The sequence below is a fragment of the Agromyces cucurbitae genome (genome assembly GCF_058349945.1).
This window is the reverse complement of record NZ_JBYRES010000002.1, coordinates 419,765-441,634: the sequence shown is the minus strand read 5'-3', so window position 1 is coordinate 441,634 and position 21,870 is coordinate 419,765. Positions and strand designations below refer to the sequence as shown.

Genomic DNA, 21,870 nt, shown 5'->3' with positions numbered 1-21,870 from the left:
CGACGAACGCGGCGGTCGCCCCGTCGCCCCCGAGAGAGGCAGACCATGCGCAGTTCCCGTACCCTCGTGCTCGCCGCGGCAGCGGCCGGCGCCCTCGCACTCTCCGGCTGCGCCGGCGGCGCCCCCACCGGGCCGGCGGCCGACGTCACGGCCGAGCCGGTCTACGAGGGCAAGCTCAGCATCCTCACCAAGTTCGCGGGCGAGCCGCTCGAACCGTACTTCGAAGACCTCGCCGCGGCGTACGAGGCCGAGCACCCCGACGTCGACGTCGAGCTTATCCAGGAGACCGACCAGTCGATCAAGGACAAGACGAAGACCCTCACTGCGTCGCAGGCGCTGCCCGACATCTACTTCACGTGGACGGGCGACTGGGCCGAGAACTTCGTGTCGGGCGGCCTCGCGGCCGACCTCAGCGAGGTCATCGCGCCCGGCACCGAGTGGGGCGACACCTTCGGCGAGGCATCCCTCTCTGCCTTCGAGTACGACGGCAAGTACTACGGCATCCCGCTCTACAACAACGGCAAGTTCATGGGCTACAACGAGCAGGCGTTCGCCGACGCCGGCATCGAGGTGCCGCAGACGTTCGAGGAGCTCATCGACGCGTGCGGCCCGCTGCGCGACGCCGGCTACGAGCCGATCGCCTTCGGCAACAAGGACGGCTGGCCCGCCCTGCACTACCTGCAGCAGCTGTTCGCCTACAACGTGCCGAGCGACGTGCTGCACGCCGACTTCGACCCAGAGACCGCGAAGTGGGACGACGAGGGCTACCTCAGCTCGCTCGAGCAGTTCAAGACCCTCGTCGACGAGTGCACCGACACCGGCAGCGGCACGAACGGCGTGCTCTACACGACCGCGCAGGAGGCGCTCGCGGGCGGCAAGGCCGCCATGTACTACCAGGAGGTCCTCGAGTTCGACTCGATCACGGCCGAGGGTTCGTCGCTGTCGGCCGACGACTTCGGCATCTTCCAGCTGCCCGTGCCCGAGGGCGCCGCGGGCGACCCGGCCGCGATCGAGGGCGCGCCCGAGGGGTACCTCATCAACGCCAAGTCGCAGCAGGCGCCGCTCGCGGTCGACTTCATGAAGTTCGTCACCGAGCTCGAGAACGCGAAGACCCTGTCGGCCCCGCCGTACGGCCAGCCGAGCGCGGTCGTCGGCGCCGTGACCGAGGAGACCTCGAGCACCGCCGTGTACGAGGGCATCACGAAGGTCAACGAAGCGTCGCAGCTCGTGGGCTGGCTCGACACGGTCACCGTGCCCGAGGTCGCCGACGCCTGGCTCGCGGGCGGCGAGGCGATCATCTCCGGCAGCGCGACTCCCGAAGAGGTGCTCGAGAGTGTCCAGGCAGCAAACGCCGACGCGCAGTGAGCTGCGGTCGGGGGCCGGTTTCGACCGGCCTCCGACCGTCACGAAGGCGCTGTCGCAGACCCCGCCCGGCGGGCCGGTCGATCGCAACGCCCGCGGCTGGTACCCGAAGGTCGCGGGGCTCCTCTGGGTGCTGCCCGCGCTCGTCGTGCTGGCCGTCTTCGTCTACCTGCCGCTCGTGCAGAACCTCGGCTTCTCGACGCAGGAGTGGGACATCTACTCGGGCGCGACCGAGTTCGTCGGGCTCGAGAACTACGAGAAGCTCGTCGGCGACCCCGTCTTCTGGACCGCGTTCGGCAACAACGTGCTCTACGCAGTCGTCTCGATCGTGTTCCAGGTCTTCGCGGCGCTCGTGCTCGCGGCCCTCATCGAGAGCCTCCGCAGCCTGCGCTGGCGCAAGGCGCTGCGCGCGATCTACTTCGTGCCCGCGGCGATCTCGCTGACCGTCGCCGGTCTCCTCTTCTATTTCATCTACGAGCCGAACCTCGGGCTGCTCAACCACCTGCTCGAGGCGATCGGCCTCGGTCAGCTCGCCCAGCCGTGGCTCGGGCAGGAGTCGACGGCGATGATGGCCATCATCGCCATGAGCCAGTGGCAGGGCTTCGGCTATTCGACGCTGCTCTTCGCCGTCGCGATCCAGCGCATCCCGTCGGAGCTCTACGAGGCGGCCGCGCTCGACGGCATCGGCCAGGTGCGCCGCTTCTTCCACATCACCATGCCGCTCGTGCGCGAGATGAGCGGACTCATGATCATCGTCACGATCTCGGGCGCGTTCCAGGTGTTCAACGAGGTCATGGTCATGACGAGCGGCGGCCCCAACAATTCGACCCAGGTGCTCGCCACCTGGCTGTACCGCAGTGGGTTCGTGCGCAACGACTTCGGCTACGCCGCGGCGATCGCGACCGTCATCTTCGTGGTCACCCTGCTGATCGCGCTGGCACAGCTCTGGTACACGCGCCGCAGGAGGGTGGAGTTCTGATGAGTCGTCTCGGTTTCCTCGGGGCGATCGGACGCCTGTTCGTCTGGTCGTTCCTCATCGGACTCGTCGTGGTCGTCGTCTATCCGCTCCTGTGGATGACGATGAACGGCTTCAAGACGAACGCCGAGCTCTTCGGCGACCCGTTCGCACTGCCGCTGCAGTTCGACTGGCAGAACTACGTCGACGCCTGGAACCGGGGGGTCAGCGACTACCTCACGGCGAGCGTGCTCGTCACCGTCACGTCGACCGTCACGACCGTGCTCATCAGCGCGTGGGCCGCCTACGGGCTCACCCGGGTGCGCATGCCGTTCGGCAAGGTCGTCTCGGGGCTCATCCTCGGCGGGCTCATGCTCGCACCGGCGGTGGCGTTGGTCCCGCTCGTGCGCATGTTCCAGTCGATGGGGCTCTACAACACGTTCTGGGCGCTGCTCATCCTCTACACGGCGTTCCGCATCCCGTTCACCACGTTCCTCATCAGGGCGTACATGATCGACCTGCCGCGCGAGGTCGACGAGGCGGCCGAGGTCGACGGCGCGAGCCGGTGGACGACGTTCTGGCGCATCACGCTGCCGATGTGCAAGCCGATCCTCATCTCGACGGTGCTCTTGCACATCCTGTTCGCCTGGAACGAGTACCTCTTCGCGATGGTGTTCACGAACGGCACGTCGCTGCAGACACTGCCGGTCGGGCTCACGAGCCTCATGAGCAAGCACGGCACCGACTACCCGGTCGTGTTCGCCGGCATGGTCATCGCCGCGCTGCCGGTGATCGTGCTGTTCTTCGCCACGCAGCGGTACTTCATCAAGGGCCTCTCGGAGGGCATCGGCAAATGATCGGCACGGATGCCGCGGCCCGGGCCGTACGACCGGCCGCGCCGCTCATCGACCGGGTGACCGGGTCGAACTTCTCGTACCAGCACCTGCCGCTCGAGCGCTGCCTCGACGACCTCGCCGAGCTCGGGCGCACCCGCGTCGAGCTCTGGGGCATCGCGCCGCACGCGCACGTGCCCTGGACGAGCGACGCCGACGCCCGACGAATCCGCGCGGCTGCCGCCGCGCGCGGCCTCGAGATCGCGTGCTTCACGCCCGAGCAGGTGATGTATCCGGTCAACGTCGCATCGCCCGCTGCCCGGTTGCGGGCCGAGAGCATCGCGATGTTCCGGCGCGCGGCCGAACTCGCGGTCGAGCTGGGCGCGGGACTGCTGTTCCTGACCGCTGGCCGGGGAAGCGAAGTCGAGCCCCGGTCGGCAGGCTGGACCCGCGCGGTCGACGCGATCGGCGAGATCGCCGCGTACGCCGCAACGCTCGGGCTCGACTGCGTGCTCGAGCCGCTGCAGCGAGTCGAGTCGAACCTCGTGAACTCGGCCGCCGACGCCGCCCGCATGCTCGACGAGGTCGCAGCACCGAACCTCGGCGTCGCGCTCGACACCGTCGCAGCCGCGGTCGCGGGCGACTCGGTCGACGACTACTTCGCCGTGCTCGGCGACCGGGTGCAGCACGTGCACCTCATCGACGGAACGCCGACCGGCCATCTCGCGTGGGGCGACGGAACCCTGCCGCTCGGCGAGATCATCGCCGCACTCGACCGCAACGGGTACCCGGGCCTCGCCACCGTCGAGCTCTTCGGCGACGGCACGTACGCGCTCGACCCGAAGCCGGCCCTCACCAGGTCGCTCGCGGCGATCGCCTCCGCCGCTTCCGTATCAGCTGTCGAGTAGCGCGACGCCCGCCCGTTGGTTGAGGAGCGCGCGACGGAGGAGCACGAGTCTCGAAACCTCGTGAGCCGGTCTCGAGACTCGGTCACCATGGTTTCGAGACGCGTCGCCGCTCCTCAACCAACGGCATGAGGTCAGCGCTGAGGCACCGGCGTCCAGGCGCCGATGCCGACCTCGCCGAGCTCGGCGCCGTCGTCGAAGCGGTCGAGGCCGAAGGCCGCGAGCACGGGCGAACGCTCGCCGGTGAGCACCTCCTCGGCGACGAGCTCGCCGAGGATGAGGCCGAGCGTCGCGCCCGAGTGGGTGAAGATCACGTGCAGCCGTTCGATCGCGGGCACCGCGCCGACGACCGGGTCGCCGTCGCCCGGGATCGGCTTGAGCCCGGCACCGACGTGCTGCGCGGTCAGCTTCGGGTTGCCGGCGAGCACCTTCGACGCCTCGTCGAGGAGGCCTTGTACGGATTCCTCGGGCACGGTGAGCGATCCGTCGTCGCCGACGACGATCGACTTCTCGGCCCAGTCGGCGTCGAGCACGAGGCGCCCGTCGGGGGTCGGGCGCACCGCGACGCGCGGCGTGTTGAGCACGGTCCTCACTTCGACGTCGACCGGATCGGTGAAGAGGACGAACGCGGCGGGTGTCGCATCCGGCACCTCGACGCCGAGCGCGCCGAGCTGGGCGGGCACGTCGCCGCCGGTCGCGAGCACCACGTGGTCGGCCGCGATGACCGTGCCGTCGGCGAGCGCGACACCGGTCGCGATGCCGTCGGTCACCTCGACCCGGGCGAGGCCGGCGTGCTGCACGATGCGGGCACCGGCATCCACGGCCTCCGCGACGAGCGCCGCGACCAGGTCGGGTAGGTTGACCCAGCCCTCGCCGGGGTTGAAGATCGCGCCTTCGTCGGCGACGGCGTCGGCGTTCACGTCGGGCGCGACGCGGGCGACGCCCTCGCGGTCGAGCCAGACCGCGTCGTAGCCACCGGCTCGCTCGTAGGCGAACGTCTGCCGGAAGCTCTCGCCGGGCGCGCCCCACTTGAGTGCTCCGTCGAACCGCAGGTAGTCGCGGCTCTCGGGGTGGCGCGCGTTCCACGTGCGGTAGCGGTCGAGGCCGAGCAGGCGCAGGTAGTGGTACGGCGCCGACCGGTCGCCCGACGAGTTCAGCCACGCGATCGACCGGCCCGACGCACCGTCGGCGAGGGCGCCCGCCGTGACGAGCGTCACCTGCGCGCCGCCGCGCGCGAGGTGCGCGGCCGTCGAGGTGCCGAGGATGCCGCCGCCGATGACGACGACGTGGGCGGGATGATGCTGGGTCATTGCTGTTCCTTCGTGTTGCTGCGTTCGGCGTGGATGGCTTCGATGAGTTCGAGCACGGCGACGGCGTCGACGGGGTCGACGGGCACGGGCCCACCCGAGCGGATCGCGTCGGCGAGGACCCGGTAGAACGCGCCGTAGTCGCCGCGCTCGGTCGGGAGCGCCTCGAGCGCGCCCTCGATGCCGAACACGCCCCAGCGCTCCTCGGGTGTCGCGCCGAAGGAGGGGTCGGCGGGCGACCTGCCGTCGGCGAGTGCGGGCTCCTGGCCGTCGAGCCCGAAGCTCGTATAGCCCGCCTCCGAGCCGAGCACGTGGAACCGCGGCCCGAACTGCGGGGCGAACGAGCTCATCCAGAGGTGCGAGATCACGCCCGACTCGTGCCGCAGGGCGACGAACGCGTCATCCTCGGCGAGCCCGCCGGGCCGGCGCACGTCGAGCTCGGCGTGCACGTCGGCGACGGGGCCGAAGAGCGTGATCGCCTGGTCGATGAGGTGCGTGCCGAGGTCGTAGAGGATGCCGCCGCCGTCGGCGACGGTCGCCTCGGTCTTCCACGACGGGCGCGGTTCGGGCTTCCACCATTCGAAGCGCGACTCGAATCGACGCACCTCCCCCAGGGCCCCGGCCTCGATGAGGCGGCGCACGGTCAGGAAGTCGCCGTCCCACCGCCGGTTCTGGAACACCGCCAGCCGGCGCCCCACCCGCGCGGCGTGCTCGATGAGCGCGCGACCCTCGGTCGCCGTGACCGTGAACGGCTTGTCGACGACGACGTCGAGGCCCGCATCGAGCGCTCGCGCAGCGAGTTCGGCGTGCGTGCCGGGCGGCGAGCCGAGCACGACGAGGTCGAGCTCGCCGGTACGCGCGAACAGCTCGTCGACGTTCGCGACGACGGATGCCTCGGGGTGAAGCCGTTTCGCCTCGGCAGCCCGGCCGGGGTCGGCGGTGACGATGGCCTCGAGCGAGTACGCCGGGTCGGCCGCGAGGAACGGCGCGTGGAACACCCTGCCCGACACCCCGAAGCCGACGACGGCCGTGCGGATGGGCGTCGGCGCAGCGGCATCCCCGCCGCTCCCGTCGACGACCGGCGCGGAGATGTTCGCCATCAGAGCACCTCCGAGAGGAAGCGCTGGAGCCGTGGGCTCTGCGGCCGGTCGAAGAGGTCGGCGGGCTTGCCCGACTCGACGACGCGGCCCTCGTCCATGAAGACCACCTGGTCGGCGACCTTGCGGGCGAACCCCATCTCGTGGGTGACGACGAGCATCGTCATGCCGCGCTGGGCGAGGTTCGCCATGAGGTTGAGGACTCCCTTGACGAGCTCGGGGTCGAGCGCGCTCGTCGCCTCATCGAAGAGCATGACCTCGGGCTCCATGGCGAGAGCGCGGGCGATCGCAACGCGCTGCTGCTGGCCGCCCGAGAGGTCGCGCGGCCGATGGTCGGCGCGTTCGGCGAGGCCGACCTCGGTGAGACGCTCGCGGGCGATGCGGCGCGACTCGGCCTTGGAGAGGCCCTTCACGTTGCGCAGGGCGAGTGCGACGTTCTCGAGCGCCGTGTGGTCGGGGAAGAGGTTGAAGTGCTGGAACACGAGGCCGATGCGCCGGCGCACGACGTCGGGCTTCTGGGTGAGCACGCTCTCGCCGGCGAGGAGCACATCTCCCGACTTCGGCTCGTGCAGGCGGTTCACGCCGCGCAGCAGCGTCGACTTGCCCGAGCCGGACGGCCCGATGATGCACGTCGTGGTGCCGGGGGCGACGTCGATGGAGACGTCCTTCAGCACGTCGATGTCGCCGTACGCCATGGTGACGTTCTTGAGCTCGAGGCTCGAGCCCGCGTAGAAGTGGCCGTCGGCGACGGGCACGGGTGACGTGTAGGTCATGAGTTCTCCCCGTAGGTGAGGGTCGGCGTGGGGTTCTGCTCCTCGACCTCGTCGAGTCCCGACTTCGGCGGCGTCGCCTTGCGGCGGCCCGTGCGGAACCGGTTGTCGAAGTAGTTCACGAGGTGCGTGAGCGGCACGGTGATGATCAGGTAGAAGAGCCCGGCCATCACAAGCGGCGAGAGGTTGCCCGTGAGCACCGCGGCGTCCTGGCCGACGCGGAACAGCTCGCGCTCGGAGACCAGGAGACCGAGGAAGTAGACGAGCGACGAGTCCTTCACGATCGCGATGAACTGGTTCACGAGCGCGGGCAGTACCCGACGCACGCCCTGCGGCACGACGACGAGGCGCATGGCCTTGCCGTAGCTCATGCCGAGCGCCCGGCACGCCTCGAGCTGGCCCCGGTCGACCGACTGGATGCCGGCGCGGAAGATCTCGCCGATGTAGGCCGATGCGATGAGGCTCAGTGCGAGGATGCCGAGCGGGTACGGCGAGGGGCCGAAGATCTGCTGGCTGAAGCGGGCGAAGCCCTGGCCGATGAGCAGGATCGTGAGGATCGCGGGCAGGCCGCGGAAGATGTCGGTGTAGATGCGGGCGGGCACTCGCAGCCATGCGGTCTTGGAGATGCCCATGATCGCGATGACCATGCCGAGCACGACGCCGATGACGGTGGCCCAGATCGAGATCACGAGGGTGTTGACGAGACCGATGCCCAGCAGCTGGGGCATGACCTGCGCCATCGCTTCGAAGTCGAAGAAGGTCTTGATGAGGTTGTCGAGCCAGTCCATGATGTGCTCCGTTGTGGGGTGGCGGTGCGGGTCGGATGCCGCGTGGTCGATGCCGTCGAGGCATCCGACCCGCTTCGTGGCCGACTACTCGGCGGGTGCCTCGGTCTGCTCGTCCGACGGCAGATACTGGTCGGGCATCGGCGAGCCCGGGAACCACTTCTCGTAGAGCTCCTTCCAGGTGCCGTCCTCCATGGCCGCGTGCAGCGCCTCGTTCAGCGCGGCCTGGAACTCGGGCTTGCCCTTCGCGATCGCGAAGCCGGCCGGAGCGTCGAACGAGGGGATGTCGATGGCGTTCACGAGGCCGTACTGCTCGGCGTACTCCTTCGCGGCCTCGTAGTCGAGGAAGTGGGCGTCGATCGAACCGCTGTTGACGGCCGAGATCGCGGCGTTGTTGTCGGGGAAGCGCACGAGCTCGGTGTCGGTGAAGTGCTTGACCGCGTAGGCCTCCTGGAGGGTGCCCTGCACGACGCCGAGGCGCTTGCCGGCGAGGGTCGCCTCGTCGGTGATGCCCGAGTCGGCCGCGGCCATCACGGTCAGGTAGCCCGCGAGGTACCCGTCGGAGAAGTCGACGGTCTCCTTGCGCTCGTCGGTGATGCCGATCGCGGCCACGCCGACGTCGAACTGGCCGTTCGCGACGGCGGCGAGCAGGCCCGAGAAGTCCTGGCCGGTGAAGACGACGTCGTCGTAGCCCATGCGGTTCGCGACGTCGGTGAAGAGCTCGACGTCGAAGCCGGTGAACTCGCCCGATTCGTCGGTGAAGGTGTACGGCTTCGCGTCTCCGAGGCTGGCGACTCGGATCTGGCCGGGGGTGATGAGGCCGTAAGGGTTCTCGGCCGCCGACTCGGCGGTGCTGCCGCCGCCCGAGGAGCAGGCCGCGAGGGCGACGGCTGCGGTGAGGGCCACGGCGGCGAGTGCCGTGCGGCGGATCGTGGAGCGGATGCTCATGGGGGTGGTTCCTCTCTGAACTGCGGTGTGCGTGGGGTCGTGCAGGCGGTGGTGCGTGGGCGTTGCGCAGGGTCGACGTTCCGACCGAGAACTTGTTGAGACCGGTCTCAGTCTCATAGAGTGAGACCGGTCTCAATTCGTTTTCTGGGAGAGTACTCGCGCAATCGCCGCGCGTCAACCAGTACGTTCGAGGGACGCCGATTCAACGGAGGTGACGTGAGCGAGAACGGCAATGGACGCCGCGAGGTGACGGTCAGCGACGTCGCCGCCGCTGCGAGGGTCTCGAAGGCCACTGCCGCCCGCGCCCTCGGGGACTACGGCGCAGTGAGCGATGCCGTCCGCGATCGTGTGCAGCGCGCTGCCGAAGAGCTCGGGTATCGACCGAATGCGCTCGCCCGAACGATGAGCACCGGCCGCTCGAACACCCTCGGCATGGTGGTCGGCGACATCGAGAACCCCTTCTTCGCGCAGGCGACTCGCGGTGCCGCCGATGTCGCCGTCGCAGCGGGCTTCGACCTCATCCTCTCGAACTCCGACGAGGAGGCGACCGCCGAGGCGAAGGCGATCTCAGTGCAGCTCGCCAAGCGGGTCGACGGGCTGCTCGTCGCGCCGGCATCATCCATCGACGCCGCGAACCTGCGCTCGGTCGTCGACGCCGGGCGCCCCCTCGTGCTCTTCGACCGCGCCGTGCCCGGCCTCGAGGTCGACACGGTGATCGCCGCGAACCGCACCGGCGCCGAGCGGCTGACCCGGCTGCTGCTCGATGCCGGCCATCGCCGCATCGCCTTCATCTCGACGATCGCTCACCCCGGCGACTACCGCTCGGGCGACCTGCTGGCTTCGACGTCGGTCGCCGAGCGTGTCGAAGGTTTCACGACGACTCTTTCACGCGCCGGAGTCCCGGACCCCGCGCAGTTCGTGCATCTCAACGCACGTCGCGACGGCGTCGAAGTACTGTCCCAGCGCATCCTCGGCTCGACCGAGCCCGCGACGGCGATCATCGCCTCCGACAGCCTCGTCGCGCTCGCCGTCTTCCGGGCGGCACGCAGGCTCGGCGTCTCGATCCCCGACGAGCTCTCACTCGTCGCCTTCGACGACGCCGACTGGACCGAGCTCACCACCCCCGGAGTGACGGTGATGGCACAACCGATCCACGAGATCGGCGCCGAGGCGGCGCGACTGCTCATCCGCCGTATCGGCGGCGACGGATCCCCGTCGGTGGTGAAGGTGCTCGATCAGCACCTCGTCGAACGCGGGTCGGTCTCGGCGCCACCACGGCGGTAGCGCGTCGGTGGGTCGCCGTAGCGTCGACCCATGGGCCAGGTGCGACCGTTCGAGATCCACGTCGACGACGAAGTGCTCGACGACCTGCGAGACCGTCTCGCGCGCACGCGCCTGGTGGGCGACTCGCCGCGGCGCCCGCCGGCCGGCATGAACCATGACTACCTGCGGCAGCTCGTCGACGGCTGGGCGGCGTGGGACTGGCGGTCGCGCGAGGCCTGGCTCAACCGGCATCCGCAGTTCATCGCGCGCGTCGGCGATGCCGACGTGCACTTCGTGCACCTGCGATCGCAGCAGCCCGATGCCCCGGTGCTGCTCGTGATGCACGGCTGGCCGCACACCTTCGCCCTGCAGCTCGACTTCGCCGACCTGCTGCCCGACTTCGACGTCGTCGTGCCGAGCCTGCCGGGCTTCGCCTTCTCGTCGCCGTACGCCGACGGCCCGATGAGCGAGAAGCGCCTCGCCGCGACGATGCACTCGCTCATGACCGAGGTGCTCGGTTACGAGCGCTACGTCACCTACGGCGAAGACGTCACGGCGAATGTGAGCGACCTCATCGCCGCGAGCCACCCCGAGCAGGTCGCCGCGATCGTCGCGACGCATGCGCACTTCCCGACCGGCGACGAGCGCGCCGCGCTGACCGATCCGGCCGAGCGCGCGTTCTTCGAGGCCCTCGCCGAGCGCCACGAGACCGACGGCGCCTACGGGCACGTGCAGGCGACCCGCCCCGACACGCTCGCGGTCGCCCTCGACGACTCCCCCGCCGGACTCGTCGCCTGGATCGCCGAGAAGCTCGTCGAATGGAGCGACACCCCGCCCGGCGACCCGAGCGCCGTCGAGCGCCGCATCTCGCGCGACCGCATCCTCACCGAGGCGATGATCTACTGGGTCACGCAGACGATCGGCTCGTCGTTCCGTCCGTACTACGAGGGCGCCGACCAGCCCGACCCGATCCCGCCGACCGCAGTGCCGGCCGCCGTCTTCATCCAGCGGCACGAGGCCGACTACCCCGAGTCGCTCGCGCGACGGCACTACCTCGACCTGCGGGTCTTCGACCGGCTGCCCGAGGGCGGGCACTTCACGGTCGCCGAGGTGCCCGAGGCGATGGCGGCGCGGGTACGCGAGTTCGTGGGGTCGCTCGGCTGACCGCCCTCGCGGCACCCGTCACCCGCGAGCACCGGACCCGTAGATGAACTCCTCGGCGTGCTCGACGGCCTTCCTGAACGAGTCGTTGCGCAGCGCCACAGCGCGATCGTCGGGCGGCGGGCCCGACGGCAGCGCCTCCATGTACCCGGCGAGGCCCTGCGGCCGAAGCACCCAGATGCCGCCGTTCGGCGGGAGATAGAAGACGGCGAACGATCGAGCTGCCGGGTCGTCCTCCCAGACGGGCACCACGGCGACGGCGGCGCCGGTGTCGACGTTGACCCACTGTGCGCGTGGACGGGGCTGATTCTCGTCGTACACGCTGGGATCGAGGAACGGGGCGGTTCCCTCGCCCCAGCGCTCTTCGAATCGCTCGTGGAAGATCGGAAAGACGGCGTAGTCGTAGCGGCGCCACGCCGTGCCTGTCGGTGCCATGGCTCTCCTCCCGGTCAGCCGAGCCCGTTCGCCCGATGCGTGCGGACGCTCAGGGCGCGCCAGCCCTGCGGGATCTTCTGCTTCGCCGCGGCCGTGGCCTCCTCGACGTCGCGGCCTTCGCCTTCGATCACCGCGGCGCCGCCGGTGAGCGGATCCGAAGCGATCATCGTCACCCTCCAGGGTCGCGGTCGAGCGAACCCGCCGCTCGGCCGCCTCCGAGAACGCACCGGCCTCGTGGTGACTGCCTGAGTCATTTCTCTCCTCCAGTGACTGCGCGGTGGGCGCGGCGGCGGCGAGGGCGTGCCCTCGCCGCCGCTGCCGCTGCCGCTACTTCGCCGTGACCTGCTTCTCGGCGCTGCCCGCCGAGGTGATCTCGATCTTGCGGGGCTTCGCCTGCTCGCTGACCGGGATGATGACGCTCAGCACCCCGTTGTCGTAGTGCGCGCTGATGCCGGCCGTGTCGAGGCCGTCACCGAGCGTGATCCGACGCAGGAACGAGCCGCTGGGTCGCTCGCGGACGAGCCACTTCGCGTCTCCCTCCGAGCGAAGGGTGCGTTCGGCGCGGAGCGTCAGCAGTTGCCCGTCGACATCGACATCCACCGAGCCGGGATCGATGCCGGGAAGATCCGCCGCGAGGACGTAGTGGTCGCCATCGCGGTACAGATCGATCGGCATGACGCGCGGCCCCTGGCTCGCATCGAGCATGGACTCCGCGAGTCGGTCGATCTCGCGGAACGGATCCCAGAACATGGCCATGGTCTCGTCTCCTTCCGGTTCACCATTGACCCATGAGGATGAGCGATGCTCGCCCATCGCGACATCTAGATTAGCACTCTGCATAGGCGAGTGCTAACTCTCCGGCACCGTCTGTTCACCGTCGCCGAGGTGCCCGATTCGATGGCGGCGCGAACGCGGGTGCGTGGGTTCGTGGCGTCGGTCGGGAGAGGCCCGCGGCGCCTGCCGTCTCCTGCCGTCTCCTGCGCTAGGCTCGCTCGCAGTGACACGGGGTGCCGCCCCGCCCGCGCCGAGGGCGCGAGCACGAGCGGCTGAGATCACACCCGTCGAACCTGATCTAGTTCGGACTAGCGAAGGGATGTCGCCGATGAGCGCACGCCTGAACGACCCTGCCCACCACGACGCGGACGTCTCGGAGGAGGTGGCGATCGCCGCGGCGGCGCTGCTCGACCGGCTTCGCGAGACCGCCCCGCTCACGCACTGCATCACGAACAGCGTGGTGACGAACTTCACCGCGAACGCCCTGCTCGCACTCGGCGCTTCGCCCGCGATGGTCGACATCACCGGTGAGGCCGGCATGTTCGCCGGAATCGCGGGCGGCCTGCTCGTGAACCTCGGCACGCCCACGCCCGAGCAGCGCGACGCCGCCCGCGAGGCGGTCGCCGGCGCCCGCGACGCGGGCACGCCGTGGGTGCTCGACCCGGTCGCGATCGGCGGCCTGCCGGTGCGCACCGCACTCGCGCACGAGCTCGTCGACGTCGGGCCGACCGCGATCCACGGCAACGCGAGCGAGATCCTCGCCCTCGCGGGCGACGGCGCGGGTGGTCGAGGCGTCGACGCCGCCGACACCACGGATGCCGCGGCCGACGCGGCCGGGCGGCTCGCCGAGCGGTGCGGCTCGGTCGTCGCGGTCTCGGGCCCGGTCGACCTCATCACCGACGGCCGGCGCACCGCACGACTCGCGAACGGCGACGCACTGCTGACGCGCATCACGGGCGGCGGCTGCGCGCTCGGCGCGGTGATCGCGGCGTTCCTCGCCGTCGGTGACGACGCGTTCGACGCCGTCGTCGCGGCGAACCTCGTCTACACGGTCGCGGCCGAGCTCGCGGCCGAGGGGGCCGCGGGGCCGGGGTCGTTCGGACCGCGGTTCCTCGACGCGCTCGCCGTGGTCGATGCCTCCGACCTGCGGGCCCGCGCGCGGGTCGTGGTCGAGGGCGGGTTCACCACGGCCGACGGCGTGCGCGACGCGGATTCGCTCGCCGGGGTCGGCGCGTGAGCGCCCGCACGGCGCTCGACCTCTCGCTCTACCTCGTCACCGACCCGGCGCTCTGCGGTGCGCGCGGTGTGGTCGACGTCGTGGCCGAGGCCGTCGCCGGCGGCGTGCGGGTCGTGCAACTGCGCGACAAGCAGGCCGAGGCATCCGCGCTGCTCGACCAGCTCGAGGCGCTCGCCGACGCGATCGACGGTCGCGCCGCGCTGCTCGTCAACGACCGGCTCGACGTCGTGCTCGCCGCGCGGGCGAGCGGCCTGCCGGTCGACGGCGTGCACCTCGGGCAGGGCGATGCGACCGTCGTCGTCGCCCGTGAGCGGCTCGGTGCCGACGCGATCGTCGGGCTCACCGCGAACAGCGCCGCACACCTCGACGCCGTCGACCGGCTGCCGCGCGGCACCGTCGACTACCTCGGGGTCGGCGTCATCAGGCCGACCTCGACGAAGCCCGACCATCCGCCGGCCCTCGGCATCGACGGCTTCGCACGCGTCGCCGCGGCGACCGAGCTGCCGTGCGTCGCGATCGGCGGCATCGGCCTCGCCGACGTCGGCCCGCTGCGCGCGGCCGGTGCCGCGGGCGTCGCCGTCGTCTCGGCGCTGTGCGCCGCCGACGACCCGCGCACCGCGGCGCGCGAGTTCGTGCGCGGTTGGGAGTCGGAGCGATGACCGCGCGCGTGCTCAGCATCGCCGGCAGCGACCCGTCGGGCGGCGCCGGCATCCAGGCCGACCTCAAGTCGATCGCCGCCGTCGGCGGCTACGGCATGGCGGCGATCAGTGCCCTCACCGCGCAGAACACCCGGGGCGTGCGCGGCGTGCACGTGCCGCCCGCCGCCTTCCTCGCCGACCAGCTCGACGCGATCACCGACGACATCGCGGTCGACGCGGTCAAGCTCGGCATGCTCGCGAACGCCGACGTCATCCGCACGGTCATCGCCTGGCTCGAGCGCACCCGCCCGCCCGTCGTCGTGCTCGACCCGGTGATGGTCGCCACGAGCGGCGACCGGCTGCTCGACGCCGATGCCGAGCAGGCGATGCGCGAACTGCTGCCGCTCGCCGACCTCGTGACCCCGAACCTCGACGAGCTCGCGGTGCTCGCCCGGCGCGACGTCGCGGTCAGCTGGCCCGAGGCGATCGCCCAGGCCGAGGACGTCTCGGCCGAGTACGGCGTGCGCGTGCTCGCGAAGGGCGGGCACCTCGACGGCGACCTCGCCCCCGACGCGCTCGTCGATGCCGCGACGGCGACGATCGTCGAGTTCGGCGGCGAGCGCATCTCGACGAGCTCGACCCACGGCACCGGCTGCTCGCTGTCGTCGGCGATCGCGACGCTCGTCGCCGAGCTCGGTGACTGGCCGTCGGCGATCGCGGAGGCCCGACGCTGGCTGCGCGAGTCGCTGCGGCACGGCGAGGCGCTCGCGGTCGGCGGCGGACACGGACCGATCAGCCACTTCGCGGGCCTCTGGTCGCGCGGCGGCACCCGCACCGCGCCGACGTCTGCCGAGGTCGAGGCCGAGTGGTGGGCGAGCATCGCCGACGTGCGCCGAGCGATCGACGACCTGCCCTTCGTCCGCGGCCTCGCCGACGGCACGCTGCCGCCCGAGCCCTTCCGCACCTACCTCGCGCAGGACGCGCTCTACCTGCACGACTACGCGCGGACGCTCGCGATCGCGGCGTCGCTGGCCCCGGATGCCGCGGCCCAGGCCTTCTGGGCGACCTCGTCGCACGGTTCGATCGTCGGCGAGCTCGAGCTGCACGAGCACTGGCTCGGCGAGGGCGCCGCGACCGAGACGACGCGGCCGTGCGCGGCGACGACGGCGTACCTCGACCACCTGCTCGCGACCGCCGCGCGCGGAGACTACGCGGTGCTCATCGGCGCCCTGCTGCCGTGCTTCTGGCTCTACACCGATCTCGGGGCCCGGCTCGCTGCGGGAGAGTTCGGTGAAGCGGCGCGCTCGCCGCGGCATCCCTACGCCTCATGGCTCGCGACGTACGGCGACCCGGCGTTCGCTGAGGCGACCCGTGAGGCGGTCGCGATCGTCACCGACGCGGCGTCGCGCGCGACGCCCGAGGTGCGCGAGCGCATGCTGCGGGCGTTCCGGGTGTCGGCCGAGCACGAACTCGCCTTCTTCGCGGCACCGCTCGGGGCGGAGGTCGGCGCCCGGGCGGGCTGAGGGGTCACCCCGCGGCGGGCACCCCGACGATGCCGTTCGCCTCGCGGGCGACCCACTCGACGAGCGGCAGCATGCGCTCCATGAGCTCGGAGCCGAGCGGCGTGAGCGCGTACTCGACGCGCGGCGGCACCTCGGGATAGGAGGTGCGGGCCACGAGGCCATCGGACTCGAGCGTGCGCAGCGTGGACGCGAGCATCTTCTCGCTGATGCCCTCGACCTCGCGACGCAGCTCGCCCCAGCGGTGGGTGCCGTCGGTGAGGGCGAGCAGCACGAGCACGCCCCACTTGCTCATGATGTGATCGAGCACGACGCGAGTCGGGCAGCCTTCGGTGAAAACCTCTCCGGAGCTCTCCCGGATTTCTGCAAGACTTACCGTCATGTAGGTACCTTACCGAAAAGTGGGTACCGATTCGAGGGAAGGCAGGCGCGAGGCATCCGGTTGCAGTCGGTGACGCTTCACCGGAAGGAACCGAATCCCATGACCATCCTCGTCACCGCCGCCTCGGGCCAGCTCGGCCGCCTCGTCGTCGACGCGCTGCTCGCGCGCGGCGTCGCCCCCGCCGACGTCGTCGCGACCGCCCGCGACACCGCGAAGCTCGCCGACCTCGCCGACCGCGGCGTGCGCACCGCGCGCCTCGACTACGCCGAGCCCGCCTCGATCGCCGCAGCACTCGACGGCGTCGACACCGTGCTGCTCGTCTCGGGCTCGGAGTTCGGCGAGCGCGCCGCCCAGCACCAGAACGTCATCGACGCCGCGAAGGCCGCCGGTGTCGCGAAGCTCGTCTACACGAGCGCCCCGCAGGCCGCGACCGCCGACTTCGTGCTCGCGCCCGAGCACCGCGCCACCGAGGCCGCGATCGCCGCATCGGGCATTCCCGCGATCATCGCCCGCGACAACTGGTACACCGAGAACTACGCAGCGGATGTCTCGCGCGCGGCCGACTCGGGCGTCATCGCCGCATCCGTCGCTGACGGACGCGTCGCGAGCGCGACCCGGGCCGACCTCGCCGAGGGCCTCGCGGTGCTGCTCATCGACGACGACCACGTCGGCCGGGTGCTCGAGCTCGCCGGCTCCACGTCGTGGAGCTACGACGAGCTCGCCGCCGCAGCCTCCGAGGTGCTCGGCCGCGAGGTGCGGTACGAGCCGCTCACGACCGAGCAGCACGTCGCCGCGCTCGAGTCGGCCGGACTCGACGCGGGCACCGCCGCGTTCGTCGCCGGCATCGACGACGGAATCCGCCGTGGCGTGCTCGACGTGCCGAACGACACGCTCGCGGGCCTCATCGGCCGCCCGACGACGTCGCTCGCCGACGGGCTGCGCGCGGCGCTGGCCGCCTGACCGTCGCCTGGGGAGCGCCCGACGGACCCGGGCGCTCCTCGACCGGCGGGGTCACCGGGCGACGTCGTAGACGGCCTTGACGATGCCGTTCGAGTAGGCGGCGTGGTCGGTGAGCTCGAGCTTCGTCGTGCGGCCCGGGTCGTCGCCGAACAGGCGCTTGCCGCTGCCGAGCAGCACCGGGAACACGAGCAGGTGGTAGCGGTCGACGAGCCCGGCGGCCGCGAGCCCCCGCGCAAGCGTCGCGCTGCCGTGCACGATGATCGGGGCGCCCTCGCCCTCCTTGAGGCGGGCGACGTCGTCGAGCGAGCGCAGCAGGCTCGTATCGTGCCACTCGGGCACGAGGTCGGCCTCGTCGAGGGTCGTCGACACGACGTACTTCGGCATGGCGTTGTACTCGGCGAACTCCTCCTCCATCGACGGCCAGACGGGCGCGAACTCCTGGTAGCTGACCCGCCCGAGCAGCAATGCCCCCGCCTCGAGCTGCTCGGCGCCCTTGAGCTCGTAGGCCTCCTCGACGAAGGGCACCTCCTTGAAGGTCCAGCCGGCGCGCGGGTGGTCGCCGCCTCCGGGCGAGTCGACGACGCCGTCGAGGCTGATGAACGCGGTCACGATGATGGGGCGCATGGGTCGTTCCTTCCGAGTGGGTGAGCGGCGGAGCATCCGCCTTCATTCTGGACGTCGAACGGGCCGCACCGATATCGACAACGGCGGCGAAATGCCGCTCGCGCGCGAACGGGACGGGCCCGGCGCTCGCACGAGCGCGCGCAGGCCGGGCGGGCTGCCGCGGTCACAGGGCGTCACAGCGGGTGCGCGCCGAATACCCTCGAAGGATGACTCGACTTCGGCCCGTGCTCGCGGCCCTGCCCCTGCTCGTGCTCGTCCTCGCCGCGTGTTCGGCATCGCCGTCCGGCTCTGAGGGCGAGTCGGCCGAACCCACCGCCGCCGCGACCGCACCGGCGAGCGCCGACGCCGCGACCGTGCTCGCCGAGTGCACGGGCGTCGCCGTCATCGTCGACTCGGGCGACCTCGAGGCGGCCGAGCCTGTCGACGTGGCGGCGTGCGTCGACACCGACGAGCCGATCCTCGCGGCCGACGCGCTCGACGAGGCCGGCGTCACGACCGAGGGCACCGACGAATGGGGCGACCAGGTCGTCTGCCGGGTGAACGGCGAACCCGCCGAGGAGACGCTCATCACGGCCGCCGACGGCACCGAGTACCACGAGACCTGCGCGTCGATGCCCGCCGCGTTCGCGTACTGGTCGCTGTGGCAGCGCGCCGCGGGCGGCGAATGGGCGTACGCGCAGGAGGGACTGCCGACCCTCGAGCTGCAGCCGGGCGACGCCGTCGAACTGCTCTTCACGCTCAACGACGCCCCGGCCTCGCCCGCCGAGTAGGCCCGTCGGTCGAGTAGCGCCCGACGAAGGAGGGCGCGTATCGAGACCACCGATGCTTGACCGCACTCCCCCGACCTGATGTCCTGACCCCGATGTTCCGGTTCCGACCAGCTCCGCTCCGCCTCGCGATCGTGCTCGCGGCGGTGTTCGTCGCGACCCGGGTCGTGTACCGCGTGCTGTTCGCGGGCGCGGGCGGTTCGGGCGTCGTGCTCGTCGACCTGCCGGTCGTGCGGCTCGCTCCTCCGTTCGAGCACGTCGCGATGTTCGGGCCGATCACGACGGGCGGGCTGTGGGCCGCGGTCGAGAGCGCGCTGCCGATCGCGCTCGTGATCCTCGCGTTCGGGATCGTGAACGCGTGCATCGACATGTCCCGGGTGTTCGCGCGCGCCGCCCGCGGCGGGCCCCTCGCCGGATCGGCCCGCGCGCTCGTGATCGCGTGGTCGACGTTCCCGGCACTCGCCGACGCCGTGCGACGGGTGCGGCTCGCCCGGCGCCTCCGCGGCGAGCGGGGTGCCGGTGCGCTCATCGTGCCGATCCTCGAGCACACGATCGAACGCTCGATCGCGATCGCCGCCGCGATGGAGGTGCGCGGCTTCGCCGCCGCGCACCGCGTCGAGGGCGACTGCGCCAGGCCGGTCGAGGTGCGCGATGCCGTGCTGGCCCACGGCGACGACGCCGGGCGGGATGCCGCGGCGCGGCGCGACCCGGATGCGAGCTGGTCGCTCGCCGTGCCCGGACTGCGTCTCGAACCCGGCACGCTCACCGTGCTCGCCGGACCGACCGGCTCGGGCAAGTCGACGCTGCTCGACACACTGAGCGGCGTGCACACCCACGTCGACGGCGGGTCGGCCACCGGCTCGATCACGGTCGGCGGCGTCGACCGGCTCACCGTTCCGGCCCGCGACACCGCCGGCTTCGTGGGGGTCGTCGCACAGGACCCGAGGCTCGGGTTCACGAGCGAGACCGTCGACGACGAGATCGGGTTCGCCCTGACCGTGCGCGGCGTCGCGCCGGTCATCGTCGCGGCCCGGGTTGCCGAGGTGCTGACGCGCATCGGCGCCGAGCACCTCGCCCGACGCGAGCTGCGCACGCTGTCGGCGGGCGAGGCCGCACTCGTCGCGATCGGCGCGGCGATCGTCGAGCAGCCCGTGCTGCTACTCGTCGACGAGCCGCTCGCCGACCTCGACCCCGACGCCCGGGCGCGCATCACCGCGCTCCTCGGGCGCATCGCGCACGAGGCGGGAGTCTGCGTGCTCGTCGCCGAGCACCGGGCCGAGGAGTTCGCGGCCGTGGCCGATGGGTGGCTCGAGATCTCTGGCGGGGTGCTGGTCGAGCGGCCCGACGAGCCACATCGGTGGTCGAGGAGCGACGAAGGAGCGTCTCGAGACCCGGCAGCGGGCTCTCGGGGGCAGCTCGCGGGGTCTCGAGACGCGTCGACTCCGTCGGAGCTCCTCGACCTGCGGTCGGGCGGCGGGCTGCGCGTCGACGGCGTGGCGGTGCGGCACGGGGAGCGCGTCGCGGTCGACGACGTCGCCTTCAGCGCGGAGCCCGGCGAGATCGTCGCGATCGGCGGACCGAACGGCGCCGGCAAGTCGAGCCTGCTCACGGCGATCGCGCTCGGCTCCCAGCCGGGCACGGTGCGCACCGGTGACGTGGATGCCTCGGCTCGCCGCCGACGCCGGGCGACGCCGCCCGGGGTCGTGCTCGTGCCCGATCGCTCCGACGACCTGCTCTTCACCGACACGGTCGCGGCCGAGTGCCGGCGCGCCGACCGCACGGGGCACCGCCCGCGCGGCACGACGTGGGCGCTCTTCGCCGAGCTGCTCGGGAGGACTTCGGCCGATCGGGAGGACGGAATCCGCGAAAGCCTCCTCCTGATCGACCGAACTCCTCCCGTCGCCGAGCGAGACGAGACCGCGAGTCCCGATACGCGTCCGACTCCGTCGGGCGCTCCTCAACCGACGATCGATGAGCTCGCGGAGCGGCATCCGCGCGATCTCTCAGCGGGCCAGCGGCGGCTGCTCGTGATCGCCGTGCAGGCTGCGGGCGAGGCATCCGTGCTGCTCGTCGACGAACCGACCCGCGGACTCGACCCGCACGCCCAGGCCGCGCTCGCGCGAGCCCTGCGCTTCATCGCCGATCGGGGGCGCACCGTCGTCGTCGCGACGCACGACCGCGGCTTCGCCGCGCGCATCGCCGACCGCGAGCTCACGATGATCGACGGGCGGTTCGCACCGTCCGCGCCCGCCCCCGCCCCCGCTCTCGCCTCGGCACCGGCGGGAGGTGCGGCATGAGTACGCTCGCTGCTCCCCCGGCCGCACGGCGCCGACGCCTGCCCTCGTGGTCGACGGTGCTGCTCGTCGGCGGCAGCCTCGTCGCGGCGGCCGCCTTCGCCTGGCCGCTCATCGCGCCGGCCCTGCCGAGCGATGCGCAGGCCGCGGCGCCGTGGGCGGCGCTCGCGCTCGCCCCGCTCGTCGCGATCGTCGCGGTGCTCGCGGTCGACGGCGGATTCCGCTCGGCCAAGACCCTCGCCCTGCTCGGCACGCTCACCGCGGTGGCCGCGGCCGTGCGCGTCGTGGGCACCGGCGTCGGCGGCGTCGAGGCGGTGTTCGTGCTGCTGATCCTCGCCGGGCGGGCGTTCGGCGCGCGATTCGGATTCCTGCTCGGCGTGCTCGCGATCGCGCTGTCGTCGACGATGACGGGCGGGTTCGGACCGTGGACGCCGTTCCAGATGTTCGCCTGCGCGTGGGTCGGCGCCGGTGCCGGGCTGCTGCCGCGGATGCGCGGGCGCCTCGCCGAGATCGTGCTGCTCGCGGTGTACGGCGTGCTCGCGTCGTACGCGTTCGGGCTCATCATGAACCTGTGGTTCTGGCCGTTCGCGGTCGGCGGCGGCACGGGCATCTCATACGAGTCGGGGGCGCCGCTCGCGCAGAACCTCGCGTCGTTCTGGCTGTACTCGCTCACGACGTCGACGCTCACGTGGGACACGCTGCGCGCCGTCACGACGGTCGTCGGGCTCGCGGTGTTCGGCCCGGCGGCGCTCGCGGCGCTGCGGCGGGTGCGGCTGGGGAGCTCCGTCGGTTGAGGCGCGCGCGACGAAGGAGCACGCGTCTCGAATCCGGGTGAGCCGGTCTCGAGAGCGGC

The 21,870-nt window shown here is 71.6% G+C and carries 23 protein-coding genes and 1 riboswitch; of the genes, 13 read left to right on the top strand and 10 right to left on the bottom strand.

Annotation, left to right across the window (positions count from 1 at the left end; translation table 11 throughout):
• The first annotated feature begins 45 nt into the window (after window positions 1-45).
• The 4 genes from AC3RJ6_RS08895 to AC3RJ6_RS08880 are packed head-to-tail and all read left to right on the top strand — an operon-like array spanning window position 46 to window position 4,058.
• The gene (locus AC3RJ6_RS08895) at window positions 46-1,365 is read left to right on the top strand and encodes an ABC transporter substrate-binding protein (protein WP_491426663.1); all 1,320 of its coding nucleotides are present in this window, start codon (window positions 46-48) and stop codon (window positions 1,363-1,365) included.
• Window positions 1,334-2,341 carry a carbohydrate ABC transporter permease gene (locus AC3RJ6_RS08890; RefSeq protein ID WP_491426662.1) on the top strand — a complete coding sequence of 336 codons (1,008 nt, stop codon included), beginning with the start codon at window positions 1,334-1,336 and terminating at the stop codon, window positions 2,339-2,341. The genes AC3RJ6_RS08895 and AC3RJ6_RS08890 overlap by 32 nt, the downstream gene beginning before the upstream one ends.
• The gene (locus AC3RJ6_RS08885; protein WP_491426661.1) at window positions 2,341-3,174 is read left to right on the top strand and encodes a carbohydrate ABC transporter permease; all 834 of its coding nucleotides are present in this window, start codon (window positions 2,341-2,343) and stop codon (window positions 3,172-3,174) included. The genes AC3RJ6_RS08890 and AC3RJ6_RS08885 overlap by 1 nt, the downstream gene beginning before the upstream one ends.
• On the top strand, window positions 3,171-4,058 hold the full coding sequence (locus AC3RJ6_RS08880; protein ID WP_491426660.1) for a TIM barrel protein: 888 nt from the start codon (window positions 3,171-3,173) through the stop codon (window positions 4,056-4,058). Before AC3RJ6_RS08885 ends, AC3RJ6_RS08880 begins: the two co-directional genes overlap by 4 nt.
• Before the next feature lie 131 nt (window positions 4,059-4,189).
• Here the strand turns inward: AC3RJ6_RS08880 and AC3RJ6_RS08875 are convergent, their stop codons facing one another.
• The 5 genes from AC3RJ6_RS08875 to AC3RJ6_RS08855 all read right to left on the bottom strand — a co-directional run bounded on the left by AC3RJ6_RS08875 (window position 4,190) and on the right by AC3RJ6_RS08855 (window position 8,962).
• Entirely contained in the window at window positions 4,190-5,365 is a 1,176-nt protein-coding gene (locus AC3RJ6_RS08875; protein ID WP_491426659.1) for an NAD(P)/FAD-dependent oxidoreductase, read from the bottom strand.
• Window positions 5,362-6,462 (bottom strand): Gfo/Idh/MocA family protein, encoded by a 1,101-nt coding sequence (locus AC3RJ6_RS08870; RefSeq protein ID WP_491426658.1) that lies wholly within the window; start codon window positions 6,460-6,462, stop codon window positions 5,362-5,364. The genes AC3RJ6_RS08875 and AC3RJ6_RS08870 overlap by 4 nt, the downstream gene beginning before the upstream one ends.
• Complete coding sequence (locus tag AC3RJ6_RS08865; RefSeq protein ID WP_491426656.1) at window positions 6,462-7,232, bottom strand: amino acid ABC transporter ATP-binding protein; 771 nt, start codon at window positions 7,230-7,232, stop codon at window positions 6,462-6,464. The genes AC3RJ6_RS08870 and AC3RJ6_RS08865 overlap by 1 nt, the downstream gene beginning before the upstream one ends.
• On the bottom strand, window positions 7,229-8,017 hold the full coding sequence (locus tag AC3RJ6_RS08860) for an amino acid ABC transporter permease (protein ID WP_491426655.1): 789 nt from the start codon (window positions 8,015-8,017) through the stop codon (window positions 7,229-7,231). Before AC3RJ6_RS08860 ends, AC3RJ6_RS08865 begins: the two co-directional genes overlap by 4 nt.
• 84 nt (window positions 8,018-8,101) lie before the next feature.
• Entirely contained in the window at window positions 8,102-8,962 is an 861-nt protein-coding gene (locus AC3RJ6_RS08855; protein ID WP_491426653.1) for an ABC transporter substrate-binding protein, read from the bottom strand.
• Window positions 8,963-9,178: 216 nt separating this feature from the next.
• Here AC3RJ6_RS08855 and AC3RJ6_RS08850 point away from each other — a divergent pair, with 216 nt between their 5' ends.
• Window positions 9,179-10,246: a LacI family DNA-binding transcriptional regulator gene (locus AC3RJ6_RS08850; RefSeq protein WP_491426652.1), complete on the top strand. Its 1,068-nt coding sequence runs from the start codon at window positions 9,179-9,181 to the stop codon at window positions 10,244-10,246.
• Window positions 10,247-10,276: 30 nt separating this feature from the next.
• The gene (locus AC3RJ6_RS08845) at window positions 10,277-11,389 is read left to right on the top strand and encodes an epoxide hydrolase family protein (RefSeq protein ID WP_491426650.1); all 1,113 of its coding nucleotides are present in this window, start codon (window positions 10,277-10,279) and stop codon (window positions 11,387-11,389) included.
• Window positions 11,390-11,407: 18 nt separating this feature from the next.
• On the opposite strand, the gene AC3RJ6_RS08840 is transcribed toward AC3RJ6_RS08845, so the two are convergent.
• The 3 genes from AC3RJ6_RS08840 to AC3RJ6_RS08830 form a co-directional block, all read right to left on the bottom strand.
• Window positions 11,408-11,821: a hypothetical protein gene (locus tag AC3RJ6_RS08840; protein WP_491426649.1), complete on the bottom strand. Its 414-nt coding sequence runs from the start codon at window positions 11,819-11,821 to the stop codon at window positions 11,408-11,410.
• Between the two features lie 14 nt (window positions 11,822-11,835).
• Window positions 11,836-11,988 (bottom strand): hypothetical protein, encoded by a 153-nt coding sequence (locus tag AC3RJ6_RS08835; RefSeq protein ID WP_491426647.1) that lies wholly within the window; start codon window positions 11,986-11,988, stop codon window positions 11,836-11,838.
• 160 nt (window positions 11,989-12,148) lie between these two features.
• A complete protein-coding gene (locus AC3RJ6_RS08830; RefSeq protein WP_491427152.1) occupies window positions 12,149-12,577 on the bottom strand; it encodes an Hsp20/alpha crystallin family protein in 429 nt (142 codons plus the stop codon).
• 237 nt (window positions 12,578-12,814) lie between these two features.
• Window positions 12,815-12,932, top strand: a riboswitch (TPP riboswitch).
• Between AC3RJ6_RS08830 and thiM the strand changes: the two genes are divergently transcribed.
• From thiM to AC3RJ6_RS08815, 3 genes are all read left to right on the top strand, one after another.
• Entirely contained in the window at window positions 12,924-13,832 is a 909-nt protein-coding gene (gene thiM / locus AC3RJ6_RS08825) for a hydroxyethylthiazole kinase (protein ID WP_491426646.1), read from the top strand. Its footprint overlaps the riboswitch before it by 9 nt.
• On the top strand, window positions 13,829-14,491 hold the full coding sequence (gene thiE, locus AC3RJ6_RS08820; protein WP_491426644.1) for a thiamine phosphate synthase: 663 nt from the start codon (window positions 13,829-13,831) through the stop codon (window positions 14,489-14,491). The genes thiM and thiE overlap by 4 nt, the downstream gene beginning before the upstream one ends.
• Window positions 14,488-15,993: a bifunctional hydroxymethylpyrimidine kinase/phosphomethylpyrimidine kinase gene (locus tag AC3RJ6_RS08815; RefSeq protein ID WP_491426643.1), complete on the top strand. Its 1,506-nt coding sequence runs from the start codon at window positions 14,488-14,490 to the stop codon at window positions 15,991-15,993. Before thiE ends, AC3RJ6_RS08815 begins: the two co-directional genes overlap by 4 nt.
• A 4-nt stretch (window positions 15,994-15,997) precedes the next feature.
• On the opposite strand, the gene AC3RJ6_RS08810 is transcribed toward AC3RJ6_RS08815, so the two are convergent.
• Window positions 15,998-16,372 (bottom strand): winged helix-turn-helix transcriptional regulator, encoded by a 375-nt coding sequence (locus AC3RJ6_RS08810; protein ID WP_491426641.1) that lies wholly within the window; start codon window positions 16,370-16,372, stop codon window positions 15,998-16,000.
• Window positions 16,373-16,471: 99 nt separating this feature from the next.
• Between AC3RJ6_RS08810 and AC3RJ6_RS08805 the strand changes: the two genes are divergently transcribed.
• Entirely contained in the window at window positions 16,472-17,332 is an 861-nt protein-coding gene (locus tag AC3RJ6_RS08805; protein ID WP_491426640.1) for an SDR family oxidoreductase, read from the top strand.
• A gap of 51 nt (window positions 17,333-17,383) precedes the next feature.
• Here the strand turns inward: AC3RJ6_RS08805 and AC3RJ6_RS08800 are convergent, their stop codons facing one another.
• The gene (locus tag AC3RJ6_RS08800; protein WP_491426639.1) at window positions 17,384-17,956 is read right to left on the bottom strand and encodes a dihydrofolate reductase family protein; all 573 of its coding nucleotides are present in this window, start codon (window positions 17,954-17,956) and stop codon (window positions 17,384-17,386) included.
• A 206-nt stretch (window positions 17,957-18,162) separates the two neighbouring features.
• Between AC3RJ6_RS08800 and AC3RJ6_RS08795 the strand changes: the two genes are divergently transcribed.
• Genes AC3RJ6_RS08795 through AC3RJ6_RS08785 form a run of 3 tightly spaced genes read left to right on the top strand, consistent with a single transcriptional unit; the run spans window position 18,163 to window position 21,811 of the window.
• Window positions 18,163-18,726 carry a hypothetical protein gene (locus AC3RJ6_RS08795; RefSeq protein ID WP_491426638.1) on the top strand — a complete coding sequence of 188 codons (564 nt, stop codon included), beginning with the start codon at window positions 18,163-18,165 and terminating at the stop codon, window positions 18,724-18,726.
• 56 nt (window positions 18,727-18,782) lie between these two features.
• Window positions 18,783-21,020, top strand: a complete 2,238-nt coding sequence (locus AC3RJ6_RS08790; protein WP_491426636.1) for an ATP-binding cassette domain-containing protein — start codon at window positions 18,783-18,785, stop codon at window positions 21,018-21,020.
• Window positions 21,017-21,811: an ECF transporter S component gene (locus AC3RJ6_RS08785; RefSeq protein ID WP_491426634.1), complete on the top strand. Its 795-nt coding sequence runs from the start codon at window positions 21,017-21,019 to the stop codon at window positions 21,809-21,811. Before AC3RJ6_RS08790 ends, AC3RJ6_RS08785 begins: the two co-directional genes overlap by 4 nt.
• Window positions 21,812-21,870: the final 59 nt, after the last annotated feature.

Bases quoted from the DNA above. Each gene is read 5' to 3' on its own strand.
- AC3RJ6_RS08895 (WP_491426663.1), top strand. From the start codon at position 46: ATGCGCAGTTCCCGTACCCTCGTGCTCGCCGCGGCAGCGGCCGGCGCC.
- AC3RJ6_RS08885 (WP_491426661.1), top strand. From the start codon at position 2,341: ATGAGTCGTCTCGGTTTCCTCGGGGCGATCGGACGCCTGTTCGTCTGG.
- AC3RJ6_RS08880 (WP_491426660.1), top strand. From the start codon at position 3,171: ATGATCGGCACGGATGCCGCGGCCCGGGCCGTACGACCGGCCGCGCCG.
- AC3RJ6_RS08875 (WP_491426659.1), bottom strand. From the start codon at position 5,365: ATGACCCAGCATCATCCCGCCCACGTCGTCGTCATCGGCGGCGGCATC.
- AC3RJ6_RS08870 (WP_491426658.1), bottom strand. From the start codon at position 6,462: ATGGCGAACATCTCCGCGCCGGTCGTCGACGGGAGCGGCGGGGATGCC.
- AC3RJ6_RS08865 (WP_491426656.1), bottom strand. From the start codon at position 7,232: ATGACCTACACGTCACCCGTGCCCGTCGCCGACGGCCACTTCTACGCG.
- AC3RJ6_RS08860 (WP_491426655.1), bottom strand. From the start codon at position 8,017: ATGGACTGGCTCGACAACCTCATCAAGACCTTCTTCGACTTCGAAGCG.
- AC3RJ6_RS08855 (WP_491426653.1), bottom strand. From the start codon at position 8,962: ATGAGCATCCGCTCCACGATCCGCCGCACGGCACTCGCCGCCGTGGCC.
- AC3RJ6_RS08845 (WP_491426650.1), top strand. From the start codon at position 10,277: ATGGGCCAGGTGCGACCGTTCGAGATCCACGTCGACGACGAAGTGCTC.
- AC3RJ6_RS08840 (WP_491426649.1), bottom strand. From the start codon at position 11,821: ATGGCACCGACAGGCACGGCGTGGCGCCGCTACGACTACGCCGTCTTT.
- AC3RJ6_RS08835 (WP_491426647.1), bottom strand. From the start codon at position 11,988: ATGATCGCTTCGGATCCGCTCACCGGCGGCGCCGCGGTGATCGAAGGC.
- AC3RJ6_RS08830 (WP_491427152.1), bottom strand. From the start codon at position 12,577: ATGGCCATGTTCTGGGATCCGTTCCGCGAGATCGACCGACTCGCGGAG.
- thiM (WP_491426646.1), top strand. From the start codon at position 12,924: ATGAGCGCACGCCTGAACGACCCTGCCCACCACGACGCGGACGTCTCG.
- AC3RJ6_RS08815 (WP_491426643.1), top strand. From the start codon at position 14,488: ATGACCGCGCGCGTGCTCAGCATCGCCGGCAGCGACCCGTCGGGCGGC.
- AC3RJ6_RS08810 (WP_491426641.1), bottom strand. From the start codon at position 16,372: ATGACGGTAAGTCTTGCAGAAATCCGGGAGAGCTCCGGAGAGGTTTTC.
- AC3RJ6_RS08805 (WP_491426640.1), top strand. From the start codon at position 16,472: ATGACCATCCTCGTCACCGCCGCCTCGGGCCAGCTCGGCCGCCTCGTC.
- AC3RJ6_RS08800 (WP_491426639.1), bottom strand. From the start codon at position 17,956: ATGCGCCCCATCATCGTGACCGCGTTCATCAGCCTCGACGGCGTCGTC.
- AC3RJ6_RS08795 (WP_491426638.1), top strand. From the start codon at position 18,163: ATGACTCGACTTCGGCCCGTGCTCGCGGCCCTGCCCCTGCTCGTGCTC.
- AC3RJ6_RS08785 (WP_491426634.1), top strand. From the start codon at position 21,017: ATGAGTACGCTCGCTGCTCCCCCGGCCGCACGGCGCCGACGCCTGCCC.